The organism is Saccharothrix saharensis (assembly GCF_006716745.1).
GTDB classification, from domain to species: Bacteria; Actinomycetota; Actinomycetes; order Mycobacteriales; family Pseudonocardiaceae; genus Actinosynnema; species Actinosynnema saharense.
In genome coordinates this window covers 5831179-5844245 of sequence record NZ_VFPP01000001.1, presented here as the reverse complement: position 1 = coordinate 5844245, position 13067 = coordinate 5831179, and the positions used below count along the sequence as shown (strand labels likewise).

At 73.2% G+C, this 13067-nt stretch carries 10 protein-coding genes and 1 pseudogene; 4 read left to right on the top strand and 7 right to left on the bottom strand.

Annotated elements, in window-relative coordinates:
- Position 1 precedes the first annotated feature (1 nt).
- Positions 2 to 2152, top strand: coding sequence for a phospholipase A2 (locus tag FHX81_RS26345; protein WP_141980732.1), 2151 nt, complete (start codon positions 2 to 4; stop codon positions 2150 to 2152).
- Positions 2153 to 2212: 60 nt separating this feature from the next.
- On the opposite strand, the pseudogene FHX81_RS43040 reads toward FHX81_RS26345, so the two are convergent.
- The 4 genes and pseudogenes from FHX81_RS43040 to FHX81_RS26325 all read right to left on the bottom strand — a co-directional run.
- Positions 2213 to 3016 (bottom strand): annotated as a pseudogene (locus FHX81_RS43040) (acyltransferase family protein); the annotation flags it as partial.
- Positions 3013 to 3687: an alpha/beta hydrolase gene (locus tag FHX81_RS26335; protein WP_141980731.1), complete on the bottom strand. Its 675-nt coding sequence runs from the start codon at positions 3685 to 3687 to the stop codon at positions 3013 to 3015. The gene FHX81_RS26335 and the pseudogene FHX81_RS43040, both read right to left, overlap by 4 nt.
- 63 nt (positions 3688 to 3750) lie before the next feature.
- Positions 3751 to 4398 carry a response regulator transcription factor gene (locus tag FHX81_RS26330; RefSeq protein WP_141980730.1) on the bottom strand — a complete coding sequence of 216 codons (648 nt, stop codon included), beginning with the start codon at positions 4396 to 4398 and terminating at the stop codon, positions 3751 to 3753.
- Positions 4395 to 5510, bottom strand: a complete 1116-nt coding sequence (locus tag FHX81_RS26325; RefSeq protein WP_141980729.1) for a sensor histidine kinase — start codon at positions 5508 to 5510, stop codon at positions 4395 to 4397. The genes FHX81_RS26330 and FHX81_RS26325 overlap by 4 nt, the downstream gene beginning before the upstream one ends.
- A gap of 219 nt (positions 5511 to 5729) precedes the next feature.
- On the opposite strand from FHX81_RS26325, the gene FHX81_RS26320 reads away from it, so the two are divergent.
- Together FHX81_RS26320 and FHX81_RS26315 are read left to right on the top strand one after the other, a co-directional pair.
- The gene (locus tag FHX81_RS26320) at positions 5730 to 6230 is read left to right on the top strand and encodes a hypothetical protein (RefSeq protein WP_141980728.1); all 501 of its coding nucleotides are present in this window, start codon (positions 5730 to 5732) and stop codon (positions 6228 to 6230) included.
- A gap of 131 nt (positions 6231 to 6361) precedes the next feature.
- The gene (locus FHX81_RS26315) at positions 6362 to 7921 is read left to right on the top strand and encodes a cellulose binding domain-containing protein (RefSeq protein WP_141980727.1); all 1560 of its coding nucleotides are present in this window, start codon (positions 6362 to 6364) and stop codon (positions 7919 to 7921) included.
- On the opposite strand, the gene metX is transcribed toward FHX81_RS26315, so the two are convergent.
- Positions 7918 to 8979: a homoserine O-acetyltransferase MetX gene (metX, locus tag FHX81_RS26310; protein ID WP_141980726.1), complete on the bottom strand. Its 1062-nt coding sequence runs from the start codon at positions 8977 to 8979 to the stop codon at positions 7918 to 7920. The genes FHX81_RS26315 and metX overlap by 4 nt on opposite strands.
- Positions 8976 to 10265: a bifunctional o-acetylhomoserine/o-acetylserine sulfhydrylase gene (locus FHX81_RS26305; protein ID WP_211363564.1), complete on the bottom strand. Its 1290-nt coding sequence runs from the start codon at positions 10263 to 10265 to the stop codon at positions 8976 to 8978. The genes metX and FHX81_RS26305 overlap by 4 nt, the downstream gene beginning before the upstream one ends.
- Positions 10266 to 10477: 212 nt before the next feature.
- Between FHX81_RS26305 and FHX81_RS26300 the strand changes: the two genes are divergently transcribed.
- Positions 10478 to 11494, top strand: a complete 1017-nt coding sequence (locus FHX81_RS26300; protein ID WP_141980724.1) for a Gfo/Idh/MocA family protein — start codon at positions 10478 to 10480, stop codon at positions 11492 to 11494.
- Positions 11495 to 11665: 171 nt separating this feature from the next.
- On the opposite strand, the gene FHX81_RS26295 is transcribed toward FHX81_RS26300, so the two are convergent.
- Entirely contained in the window at positions 11666 to 12937 is a 1272-nt protein-coding gene (locus FHX81_RS26295; RefSeq protein ID WP_141980723.1) for an MFS transporter, read from the bottom strand.
- Positions 12938 to 13067: the final 130 nt, after the last annotated feature.

Genomic DNA, 13067 nt, shown 5'->3' with positions numbered 1-13067 from the left:
GATGGGTGACGTGGCGGTGAACACCACCGGGGGGTGGCCGGGGCTCCGGTTGCTCGCCCGCCTGCCCGCCTGGTTCCGGTTCGTGCTGGTGGCGCTGGCCGTGTTCGTGTGCGGCGTGATCGCGTCCCGGCCGGCGGGCGCGACCGACACCTCGCCGCTCAGCGGTGACGTCGCGGTGGCCGCGCGGGCCGTCGAGGCGATGGCGAACCCGTCGACGGCCAACCCGCTGATCGGGTTCCCCGCCGACTTCGACCAGGTGGCCAACCGCAGGCCGATCGCGGTCACGCAGGCGGACGGGACCGTGCGGGCCATCGACCCGAACGGCGGGTGCTCGGGACCCGCGGGCGACACCGAGTGGGACTTCGGCAGCGGCTGCAAGGCGCACGACCTGGGCTACGACCTGCTGCGCTACGCCGAGCACAAGGGCCGCCCGCTCGGCCAGGACGCCCGCAAGGCGCTCGACGCCCGCCTCGCCCTCGACATGCACGCCCGGTGCGACGTCAACCCGCGCGGCCACGCCACCCGGTGCCACGCCACCGCCCAGCTCTACGCGGCGGGCCTGGAGTTCAACTCGTGGCGGCAGCGCTGGGGTCCGCCCGGGCACGAACCCGTGCTCGCCTGGGGCTTCGGCAGCGCCGTCGTGGTGTTCCTCCTGCTGGCCCGCCTGCCCCGGCGCCACGACCGGGACGAGCCCGCCGACGCGCCCGCACCACGGGCCACGAACGACCGCTACGCGACGTTCCTGCGGCTGGGCGCGTTGGGCCTGGTGGTCGTCGGCCAGTCCGTGATCACGGTCCTGCACTGGGCGGGTGTGAGCGCGACCTGGCTGTGGCTGCTCACCTGGGCGTTGCAGGCCATCCCGGTCTTCTACTTCGCGGGCGGGCACGCCAACCTGATCGGCTGGCACGCCGTGCAGGCCGAGCACGGCGGCTACGGCCGCTACCTGGCCGGGCGCATCTCCTGGCTGCTGCGCCCCGTGCTGGCGTTCGTGCTGGCCTGGCTGGTCCTGCCGCTGCCGCTGGAACTGCTCGACGTCGACAAGTCGCGCGTGGAGATGTTCGGCAGGCTGATCGCGCACCCGCTGTGGTTCCTCGGCCTGTACCTGGTCGCGGTCGCGGCCACCCCGGTCATGGCCTGGCTGCACCGCCACGCCCGGCTGGCCACGCCGGTCGCCCTGGTCGCCGCGATGATCGCGGTCGACCTGGCCCGCATCGGCTTCGCCTGGCGCACCGGCGGCTACCTCAACCTCGTGCTGGGCGCGTTGCTGCTGCAACAGCTCGGCTTCCACTACGCCGACGGCAGCCTGCACCGCGTGTCACGCCGGGTGCTCGGCGTCCTCGCGCTCGCCGCCGTGCCCGCCCTGCTCGCGCTGATCACGTTCGGCGGCTACCCCCGCACGATGATGCCGCTGCCGGGCGAGGGCAGCTCGAACCTCAGCCCGCCCACGGTGTGCCTGCTCGTGCTCGGCCTGGCCCAGATCAGCCTCGTGCTGCTGCTCAAGCCCCGCGTCGAGGCCTGGCTCGCGGGCGGGCACCCGTGGCGGGTGGTCGAGTTCGCCCGCACCACGCCGATGACGGTCTACCTCGGCTACCTGACCGTGCTGGCGGCCGTCGTCGGCGTCCTCGGCCTGCTGGACTCCCCGGCCGCGTTCGACTGGGTCGCCACCAAGCCGCGCTGGCTGGCCGTGCTGGTGCTGCTGCTCCTGCCGCTGCTGCTGGTGTTCCACCGCTTCGAGCGCAACGCCGCGCTCAGCCCGTGCCGCACCCGCGAGACCCACCGCACCCGGCTCGCGGTCACGCTCGGCGCGGGGTACGGCGTGCTGGGCGTGCTCGGGTTCGTCGTCACCGGCTTCGCGGGCGCGGCGGGCACGCTGGTCGTGTTCAAGGTCGACCCGCTGCAGAACCTCATCCACCTGCTGCTGGGCTGGTACCTGCTGCACACCGCGCACGCCGGCACGTGCCACGGCCGCCGCCCCTGGCTGCTCACCGCGCTGGCCTGCGTGCCGCCGCTGCTGGTGCTCGAACCGACCGGCGCGATGGTCGTCCTGCACGGCGCGACGATCGTCGCCGCCCTGGCCGCGGCGGTGCCGAAGCAGCAGCAGGCACACCCCGGTGAACACCGGCAGCCACGTCCCGCGCTCCAGCACCCATAGCGCGTCCGACGGCGGCGTGTGCAGGCCGCGCAACGGCCCGAACACCGCGCCGGCCAGCGTCACCGCCAGCAACGCGCTCTGGTGCACCAGGAAGATCGGCAACGCCCGCGCGTTGAGCGCACGCGCCCGAAACGTCGGTCGCACCAGCAGCACGAGCCCCACCTGGGCCATCGCCAGCGCCAGCGCGGCGGCCGACGGCGGCGACAGGTTCGACGCCGCGGCGCCCGGCACGCCCACCGCGCTCGCCGGGTAGCCCGCGTTCAGCAACAGCGCGAACGCCGCCCCGCCCGCCACCAGCAGCCCCGCGCCGCACGACCGGCTCAGCCCGCGTTGGGCGACGATCACCCCCACCTGCCACGGTGCCCACCACACCGCGACCACGTTCACCCAGCCGACGTCCAGCGCCACCAGCGCGATCGGGACCACCACACCCCACCACCGCAACCGCCGGAACAGCGGCGTGCACGCCAGCAGCACGACGTACACGCCGAGGAACCACAGCGGCGTGACGACGAGGTACCCGGCCGTCCACACGGTCTGCTGCGGCGACCCGCGCAACGACAGTCCGAACAGGACAGCCCCCCACGCGCCGAGCAGCACGGCCACCGGCAGCACCAGCCCGCGCGCCCGCGACCACCACGGCACGGCCGACCGCGCCGCGCCGAACCCGCCGACGAAGAAGAACAAGCCCAGCGTCTGGAGCACCCAGGTCAGCGGTGCCAGCTCCGGCACCCACCGCAGCGGGCTGTCCACCACCAGCCCGTCCCCGGTCAGCACCACGGCCGTGACCAGCCAGTGCCCCAGCACCACCCCGACGATGGCGATCGCGCGCGTCGCGTCGACCACCGGGTCCCGTTGCGTCATGGCGCCTCCCCCACCGCGATCCGGGACAGGGCGCGCAGCGACGGCGTGCCCTCCCGGAAGTACTCGTCGTGCCTGATGTCACCCGCGTCGAACACCCGTGCGCCGAACGCCGGGTCGACCGGGTCGGGCCCGTGCCCCAGGTCGCCCAGCCGCACCGAGGGCACCCACCGCGTCCAGTCCCGGCCGCCCCGCGCCGCCCACACCCGCGCACCGGACGTCACCGCGTCGACCCGCACACCGGGCGACCCGAGGAACACCACGTCGGCCGCGGGCGGCTGGGCCAGCCCGCACACGACCGACCCGTAGCTGTGGCACATCAGGTGCACGTGTCCCGGCAGCGTCCGCACGTACCCGTCCAGCGCGACCGCGCCCGCCCGCGCCAACCGGCCGCCGGCCGCGTCCACCCCCAGCCCGGACGGCGTCCGGTACCCCAGCCACGCGACCACCGCGACGTCGTCCCGCCCGACGGACGCGTGCAGCGCGCGGGCCATCCGCCCGACCGTGGCGTCGAACCGCTCATCATCCACATCGGACCCCGGCACGACCACCGCGACGTGGGCGGCACGCGCCAGGTCGCCGTGCACCTCGACCCGGGGCGTGCACGGCGGCGGCTCGCCACCGGGCGTGACCAGCACCAGCAGCGCGGCCACCAACGCGATCTTCTTCGGCATGGCGCCGAAGCTAGGAAGACCACGGCACCCGGATCGTCACCCCGAGGTGCCGTTCCCCGGGCCCTACCCCGGTACCACCAGGCCCGACTCGTAGGCCGCGATCACGGCCTGCGCCCGGTCGCGGAGGCCGAGCTTCATCAGCACCCGGCTGACGTGCGTCTTCACCGTCTGCTCGGCCAGCACCAGGTGCGCGGCGATCTCGCCGTTCGACAGGCCCTGCGCGATCAGCCGCAGCACCTCGGTCTCCCGCTCGGTCAACGCGCCCAGCGCGGCGGGCTTCACCACCCGCACGGGCTGCGCCTTCACGAAGTCCTCGATGAGCCGCTTGGTCACCGACGGCGCCAGCAGCGCGTCACCGCGCGCCACCACCCGCACCGCCGCCAGCAGCTCGCTCGCGGGCGCGTGCTTGAGCAGGAACCCGCTCGCACCGGCCCGCAGCGCCTCGTACACGTAGTCGTCCAGGTCGAACGTGGTCAGCACGAGCACCTTGACCGGGTCGTCGGCGAGCAGCCGGGTGGCGGTCAGCCCGTCCATCTCCGGCATCCGCACGTCCATCAGCACCACGTCCGGCCGCAACCGGCGCACCTCGCCGACGGCGGCGACGCCGTCACCGGCCGACCCGACCACCGTGATGTCGTCCTGGGCGTCCAGCAGCGCGGAGAACCCCTCCCGCACCATCTCCTGGTCGTCCGCCACCAGCACCCGGATCACGGCTCGCCCACCGGAATCGTCGCGAGCACCTCGAACCCCCCGTCCGCGGTCGGCTCGGCGGTCAGCGCACCGCCGTGCACCGCCACCCGTTCCGCCATGCCCCTGAGCCCGTGCCCGCCGCCACCGCCCCGCGACGGCCCGCCGGCCGTGTTCCGCACGACGACCCGCAGCCGGTCGCCCACCAGGTCGACGGCGACCGTCGTGGCCGAGCCCGGCGCGTGGCGGCCCGCGTTGGTCAACGCCTCCTGCACGATCCGGTACGCGGTCAGCCCGACCGCGGCCGGCACCTCGGCGTCGGTCACGGACGCGTCCGCGTGCAGCGACCGGATGTCGGCCAACCCGGGCTGCGGCGCCCGGTCGACCCGCTGGTCGTCGGTCCGCAGCACGCCCAGCAGTTGCTGCATGTCGGTGATCGCGGCCCGTGCCGCCGCGCCCAGCTCGGCGAACTCGCGCTTGCCCGCCTCGGGCAGGTCGGCGATCCGGTAGGGCGCGGTCTCGCACCGCACCACCACCAGCGACATGTGGTGCGCGACCACGTCGTGCATCTCGCGGGCGATCCGGGCGCGTTCGACCAGCGCCGCCTTCTCGTCCCGCTCCTCGTGGAACCGCTGCTCGGCCCGCCCGCGCGCGCCCACCGCGTAGCCGAGCAGGATCAGCGGGAGCAGGATGGCGGTGGTCTGCAGCGCGTCGGTGGGGTGACCCAGCGCGAACACCACGCCGGAGGTGATCAACGCCACGAGCAGCACGACCCGGCCGCGGTGCGCGGTCGCCACGGCCAGCAGCACCGCCACGTACCACCACCACTGCCAACTGCCCAGCACGGACGGTTCGGAGGGCATCAGCAGCTTCATCGCCACCAGGCCGGCCGTGGCCACCCGCCACGCCAGGAGGGTGGAGTGCAGGGTCAGCGCGGTGCTGCCGGCGATGATGGCGAACAGCAGCGGCCACCAGCCGTCCGGGTCCTCGTTCGAGACGTAGGCCGAGCTCACGACGATCGCGATGACCAGCCCGTAGAGCAGCACCAGCACCATCAGCGGCAGGCGGAAGCGCAAGCCGTCGAAGACCCGCGTGCGGTCGCGGAACAGCACGACCTGGAGGAGGGTGCGGATCACGGCCCCGATGCTAGGCGGCAGGCCGCGCCCGCACATGCCCCCGCGGAGTGTCATACCCCGGTAGCACGCGCGCAGCCGTACCCACATCGGGCGGGCTCACACCTGGCGGGCCCATACCGGACGGGCCACGCCCCGGACAAGGCGTTGCGGCGGGCGAACACCACCGGGTAGGCAATATGCAGAGCTGTGCGCCCCTACTCCGTGTTGGAAGATGGCTGAATGCACCCGCAGCAAGATCCGGATCGCTGGTCGCGGCTCCAGGCCGTGGCCGGCGAGGCCCTGACCGCGGCCAAGGTCGGGGAGGACGCGGTCGCGGTCGACCTCGTCACCGGGTACCTCAGCGGCTCGCCCGAGGGCAACGAGGAGATCCGGGAGCTGGTCCTCCTGCTGTTCTCCGAGTGCAGCGACATGGTCGCCGCGCTGGGCTCGGGCGGTGCGACACCGGTCAAGATGCAGGTCTTCGACGAGGACGGGCAGGAGGTGCCGATCGACGACGCCGACCCGCCCGTGCGCACCGCGATCCGCACGCTGCTCGCCGAGGTGCACGGCGACCAGGAGGCCGCCGCCGAGCAGATCGAGATCGCGCTGGCCAACGGGCAGCCGCAGGAGCTGGCCACGGTGGTGCTCCAGGCGCTGCGGTGGACGGTGAAGCTGGCCGTGGAGTGCGGCATGCGGGACCTGCCCGTGTCGCCCTGGATCGCCACCGCGCTGGACGAATAGTCCTGTTCGCCCGGTTCCCCCGCGGCCCCGGGCCGGGAAAACCGTCAACAGCCTTGCCTTTTGATTTGGTCTAGACCATTCTCCGAGGTGGGCGCGATTCACCCTGCCGATCCCGCCGAGGAGGACTCCTCATGTCACGACGAACGAGCGCGCTGCTCGCAGCAGGCGCACTCGCCATCGGATCACTGGTCGTGGGCCCGGTCGCGCAAGCGGCGCCGGGCGTCACCGCCACGTTCGCCAAGACCCAGGACTGGGGCAGCGGCTTCGAGGCCAAGTTCACCGTCGCGAACGGCGGCCCGTCCGCCATCAACTCGTGGCGGGTCGAGTTCGACCTCCCCGCGGGCACCTCGCTCGGGTCGTACTGGGACGCGCTTGTCACCCGATCGGGTGATCATTACGTGGCGACGAACCGCGAGTACAACGGCGCCGTCGCCGTCGGCGCGTCGGCCGGCTTCGGCTTCGTCGGCACCGGGTCCGGCGCGCCGCTCAACTGCACCGTCAACGGAGCTCCCTGCACCGGTGGCGGCGGCGGTGACACGGTCGCGCCGAGCGCGCCCGGCTCCCTGCGCGTCACCGGCACCACCAGCAACACCGTCTCGCTGGCGTGGACCGCGTCGACCGACAACGTCGGCGTGACCGCGTACGACGTGTACCGGGGCAGCGCGGTCGCCACCACGGTCAGCGGCACCACCGCCACCGTGAGCGGCCTGAACGCCTCCACGGCGTACACCTTCACGGTCCGGGCCCGCGACGCCGCGGCGAACACCTCCGGCCCGTCCAACCAGGTCTTCGCGACCACCCAGCCCGGCACCAACCCGACCGGCGGTCGCGGCGCGCCGTACCTGTTCCTGGGCTGGGGCAACCCGCCCGCGCCGGCCACGATCATGAGCACGACCGGCGTCAAGTGGTTCACCATGGCGTTCGTGCTGTCGTCGGGCGGCTGCAACCCCGCGTGGGACGGCAACCGGCCCCTGACCGGCGGCATCGACGCGCAGGCCATCCAGCAGATCCGCGCGGCGGGCGGTGACGTCGTGCCGTCGTTCGGCGGGTGGAGCGGCAACAAGCTCGGCCCGAACTGCTCGACCCCGCAGGCCCTGGCCGGCGCGTACCAGCAGGTCATCAACGCCTACGGGCTCAAGGCCATCGACATCGACATCGAGAACACCGACGAGTTCGAGAACGCCGCCGTGCAGGACCGCATCCTGGAGGCGCTCAAGATCGTCAAGGCGAACAACCCGGGCATCCAGACCATCGTCACCTTCGGCACCACGACCACCGGCCCGAACTCGTGGGGCAACCGGCTGATCGAGCGGGCCGCGGCGATCGGCGCGGGCGTCGACGTGTTCACGATCATGCCGTTCGACTTCGGCAGCTCGAACATCGGCGCGGACACGATCAACGCCACCACCGCGTTGAAGGACAAGCTGAAGACCACGTTCGGGTGGTCGGACGCGGAGGCGTTCCGGCACACCGGCATCTCGGGCATGAACGGCCTGTCCGACCAGCGCGAGGTGACGACGCCCCAGACGTGGACGCAGCTGCGCGACTGGGCGAAGTCCAACGGGCTGGGCCGGTTCTCGTTCTGGGCGGTCAACCGCGACCGCGGCGGGTGCGACGGCCAGGTGTCGTCCACCTGCAGCGGCGTCCCCCAGGCCGACTGGGAGTTCACCCGCATCACGGCCGGGTTCTAGCCGGTCTCCAGCAGTTCCGAGACGAGCTTCGACACCTGGTCGACCTCGATGAGGAACGCGTCGTGGCCGTAGGGCGAGGTCACCACGCGCAGGTCGCCGGCGCCGGGCACGGCGTCGGCGATCTCCGCCTGCTGCCGCAGCGGGTACAGGCGGTCGGAGTCGATCCCGGCCACCACCGCGCGCGCCGTGACGCGGCGCAGCGCGGCCCGCACCCCGCCCCGACCGCGACCCACGTCGTGGCTGTTCATGGCCTCGGTGAGGGTGACGTAGCTGGCCGGGTCGAACCGGCGCACCAGCTTGGCCGCGTGGTGGTCCAGGTACGACTCCACCTGGTACCGGCCGTCCGGGTGCACCTCGCGGCCGAACCGGGCGGCCAGCTCCGGCTCGCTGCGGTAGCTGATGTGCGCGATCCGGCGCGCCACGCCGAGGCCGCCGACCGGGTCGAGCCGGATGGCGTGCAGCTGGGCGGACGCCAGCGCGATGTGCTCGGCCGTGGACGCCGCCGGCGCGGCCAGCACGAGCAGCGACCGCACGCGGTCCGGCTCGGACACCGCCCACTCCAACGCCCGCATCCCGCCCATGGAGCCGCCGAGCACGGCGGCCCACGCGTCGACGCCCAGCGCGTCGGCCAGCAGCACCTCGGCCGCCACCTGGTCGCGCACCGTGACGCGGGGGAACCGCGATCCCCACGGCCGGCCGTCCGGCGCGGTCGCCCACGGGCCCGTGGTGCCCTGGCAACCGCCCAGGACGTTCGGCGCGACCACGAACCAGCGCTCGGGGTCCAGCGCGCGCCCCGGCCCGACCAGCCCGTCCCACCAGCCCGGCGTGGGGTGGCCCGGTCCGGCGGGTCCCGCCACGTGGCTGTCGCCGGTCAGCGCGTGCAGCACCAGCACGGCGTTCGAGCGGTCGGCGTTCAGCTCGCCCCAGGTCTCGTACGCGATCGACAGCGGCAGGCCCGGCAGGGCGCCGCGCAACCACCGCCGTCGACCGTTCGGGTCCCCCTCCCGCCACCCGCCGGCGGTGGGAGGGGTCTTCCCGGAGGTGGTCTCGGGGCTCACAGCACCGACTTGGCGGCCCGGAAGCCCGACTCCAGGTCGGCCTTGAGGTCCTCCACGCCCTCGATGCCGACCGACAGCCGCACCAACCCCGGCGTGACGCCGGAGATCACCTGCTGCTCGGGCGTGAGCTGGCTGTGCGTGGTGCTGGCCGGGTGCACGATGAGGCTGCGCACGTCGCCGATGTTCACCAGCTGGCTGAACAGCTCCACGCCGTCCACGAACGCCCGGCCCGCCGCCACGCCGCCGCGCAGCTCGAACGACACGACGCCACCCGCGCCCGTCGGCAGGTACTTCTGCGCCAGGTCGTGCCAGGGGCTCGACGGCAGGCCCGCGTAGTGCACCTTCTCCACCTCGTCGCGCGCCTCGAGCCACCGGGCCAGCTCCAGCGCGTTCGCCGAGTGCTTGTCGATGCGCAACGACAGCGTCTCGATGCCCTGGAGGATCAGGAAGCTGGTCAGCGGCGCGATGGCGGCGCCGGTGTCGCGCAGGCCCTGCACCCGCAGCTTCGCGGCGAACGCGCCGTGCCCGAGCGCGGGCCAGTACCGCAACCCGTGGTAGCTGGGGTCGGGCTCGGTGAAGTCCGGGAACTTCGCCGCGTCGGAGTACTCGAACGTGCCGCCGTCCACCACGACGCCCGCGACCGCGGTGCCGTGCCCGCCCAGGTACTTCGTGGCCGAGTGCACCACGATGTCCGCGCCGTGCTCGATCGGCCGCACCAGGTACGGCGTGGGCACGGTGTTGTCCACGACCAGCGGCACGCCCGCCGCGTGCGCCACCTCGGCGACCGCCGCGATGTCCAGCACGTTGCTGCGCGGGTTGGCCAGCGACTCGGCGAAGAACAGCTTGGTGTTCGGCCGCACGGCGGCGCGCCACGCGTCCAGGTCGTCCGGGTCGTCCACGAACGACACCTCGATGCCCAGCTTCGGCAGCGTGTAGTGGAACAGGTTGTACGTGCCGCCGTAGAGCGACGCGCTGGACACCAGGTGGTCGCCCGCGCGGGCCAGGTTGAGCACGGTGGCGGTCTCGGCGGCCTGCCCGGACGCGAACGCCACCGCCGCCACGCCGCCCTCCAGCGCGGCGACCCGCTGCTCCAGGACGTCCTGGGTGGGGTTGTTGATGCGGGTGTAGATGTTGCCCGGCTCGGCGAGGCTGAACAGCGCCTCGCCGTGCGCCGAGTCGCGGAACACGAACGAGGTGGTCTGGTAGATCGGGGTGGCACGCGCGCCGGTCGCGGGGTCGGGCGCGGCGCCGGAGTGGACCTGCTTGGTGTCGAAGGACCAGGACATGGGGGCGGACTCCTGTCTCGTGTGCGGGCACGCCGAGGACACCGGGCGTGCTCGGTTCGCGGGCTCGATCAGCCGCGGTGACAGGCCATGCCGGTGACGCGCACGTAGTCCACGTGCCGACGGGTCACGAGCGGGATCATGGTGCAGAACGTAGCGGTGCGTGACGGGCCGCGACAGGGCGTCCACGTCCTGGGACGCTTAGGGTTCGGGACATGCGCACCGCACTCATCGGCTACGGGCTCGGCGGAGCCGCCTTCCACGCGCCGTTCCTGTCCACCACGCCCGGCTTGGCGCTGACCGCCGTCGTCACGTCGAACCCCGAGCGGCGGGCCGAGGTGGCGTCCCGCTACCCGTCGGCCGAGTTGATCGGGTCCGTGGACGAGGTGTGGCGGCGGGCCGACGAGTTCGACCTTGTCGTGGTGACCACGCCGAACCGGTTCCACGCCGCGCACGCGCGGGCGGCGTTGGAGCACGGGCTGAACGCCGTGGTGGACAAGCCGTTCGCGCCGTCCGCGCGCGAGGCGCGGGAGTTGGCGGAGCTGGCGGCGTCACGGGGGCTGCTGCTGGCGCCGTTCCACAACCGGCGCTGGGACGGTGACTTCCGGACCGCGGCGCGGCTGGTCGGCGAGGGCGCGCTGGGGCGGGTGCACCGGTTCGAGTCGCGGTTCGAGCGGTGGCGGCCGGAGGTGAAGGAGGGCTGGAAGGAGTCCGGCGACCCGGCCGACCTGGGCAGCATCGTGTTCGACCTGGGCACGCACCTGGTGGACCAGGCGGTGGCGTTGTTCGGGCGGCCGACGAGCGTGTACGCGGAGGTGCGGACGCTGCGGGCGGGTGCGCGCGCGCACGACGACGCGTTCCTCGCGCTGACCCACCCGTCCGGCGCGGTGTCGCACCTGTGGGCGTCGGCGCTGGCGGCGTCGCCGGGGCCGAGGTTCCGGGTGCTGGGCGACCGGTCGGCGTACGTGAAGCACGGGATGGACCCGCAGGAGGAGGCGTTGAAGGCGGGCGAGGTGCCCGGCGGTCCGGGGTGGGGCGAGGAGCCGGAGGAGCGGTGGGGCGTCCTCGGGACGGAGCCGGTGCGCACGTCACCGGGGTCCTACCAGGACTTCTACGCGGCCGTCGCGGCCGGCCAGGCGCCCGTTCCGGTGGCGGACGCGGTGACCGGGCTGGAGGTGGTCGAGGCGGCGTTCGCGTCGGCGCGGACCGGGAGCGTCGTGCCGCTCGGCTGAACCGACGCACCGGACCGCGGTCGCCGCCGACGACCGCGAGTGTCGAACGCTCAGGCCCACCGTGTCGTACGTCCAGGACCCCTGAGTTCAACGCTCAGAACACCGCTCGCCGTCCTGAGCGTTGAATTCAGGGGTCCTGAGCGTTCGACACGCGGGTCCTGAGCGTTCGACTCACGAGGGGGTGCGGCGGAGGGTTTCGCCGATGGCGAGGAGCGAGAGGGCGCTGATCAGGGCGCCGACGATGAGGTAGAGCGAGATCGGCCACGAGTCGTGGGTCGGCGTCACGCCCAGCAGCCAGGTGGCGACGACCGGCGAGAGACCACCGCCCAGCACGGCCCCGAGCTGGTAGCTCAACGACACGCCGCTGTACCGGACGCGCGTGCCGAACAGCTCGGCGTAGTAAGCGGGCATCGGCCCGAACACCGCCGCGGACCCGGCGAACGCCACCACCATCGCCAGCACCACCAACCCCGGTGACCGCGTCTCCAGCAGCCAGAACAGCGGGAACGCGAACACGCCCAGGAACGCGGCCCCGCCCAGCATCACGGGCAACCGCCCCACCCGGTCCGACAGCCGCGCGAACACCAGGATCGCCACCGCCTGCGCGAACGCCCCGATCAGCCCGGCGCTCAACAACGTCCCCCGCGCCATCCCGAGCTGGCGCGTCCCGTACGACACCGCGAACGTCGCCACCACGAAGATGAACATGTTGAACCCGAGGTTCACCCCCGCGCCCAGCAGCACCTTCCGCCACGACTGCCGCAGCACCACCGCCACCGGCAGCCGCACGGCCCCCGCCGTCTCCCGCACCTCGCGGAACACCGGGCTCTCCTCCACCGACAGCCGCACGTACAGCCCGACACCCACCAGCACCAGGCTGAGCAGGAACGGCACCCGCCAGCCCCAGCTCAGGAACGCGTCGCCGGACACCGCGGTCGACGCCGCCATGGCCCCGTTGGCCAGCAGCAACCCGATCGGCGAACCCAGGAACGTCCAGCTCCCGTACCAGCCGGTCCGCCCCGGCGGCGCGTGCTCGACCGCCATCAACGTCGCGCCACCCTGCTCGCCGCCGAGGAAGAACCCCTGCACCACCCGCAGCAGCACCAGCAGCAACGGCGCGGCGAGCCCGATCGAGGAGTACGTCGGCAGCAGCCCGATCGCCGCCGTGCACAACCCGGTCACCGTCAACGTCAGCACGAGCATCGACCGCCGCCCGACGCGGTCGCCGAAGTGGCCGATCACCACCCCGCCCAGCGGCCGGGCCAGGAAACCCGCGCCGAACGTGGCGAACGCCAGCAGCGTGCCGATGCGCGGGTCGAAGGAGGGGAAGAACAGCTTGTCGAACACCAGCGCCGACGCGGTGCCGTAGAGCAGGAAGTCGTACAGCTCCACCGCGTTCCCGGCCGAACTCGCGAGCGCCACCCTGCGCACCTCGGAAGCCATCTGCCCACCCTGGCCCGCACCGCCGCACAGCCCAGCGCGAGAGTGATCCACCTCACATCGAAGATCCGCAGCGTCGGCGGTCCCGCGGGCACCGCCGGGCCACCGCGCAGGAAACCACACGATCCGGTGA

Coding starts and splice junctions, on each gene's coding strand:
- FHX81_RS26345 (WP_141980732.1), top strand. CDS start 2: ATGGGTGACGTGGCGGTGAACACCACCGGGGGGTGGCCGGGGCTCCGG.
- FHX81_RS26335 (WP_141980731.1), bottom strand. CDS start 3,687: ATGCCGAAGAAGATCGCGTTGGTGGCCGCGCTGCTGGTGCTGGTCACG.
- FHX81_RS26320 (WP_141980728.1), top strand. CDS start 5,730: ATGCACCCGCAGCAAGATCCGGATCGCTGGTCGCGGCTCCAGGCCGTG.
- FHX81_RS26315 (WP_141980727.1), top strand. CDS start 6,362: ATGTCACGACGAACGAGCGCGCTGCTCGCAGCAGGCGCACTCGCCATC.
- FHX81_RS26305 (WP_211363564.1), bottom strand. CDS start 10,265: ATGTCCTGGTCCTTCGACACCAAGCAGGTCCACTCCGGCGCCGCGCCC.
- FHX81_RS26300 (WP_141980724.1), top strand. CDS start 10,478: ATGCGCACCGCACTCATCGGCTACGGGCTCGGCGGAGCCGCCTTCCAC.
- FHX81_RS26295 (WP_141980723.1), bottom strand. CDS start 12,937: ATGGCTTCCGAGGTGCGCAGGGTGGCGCTCGCGAGTTCGGCCGGGAAC.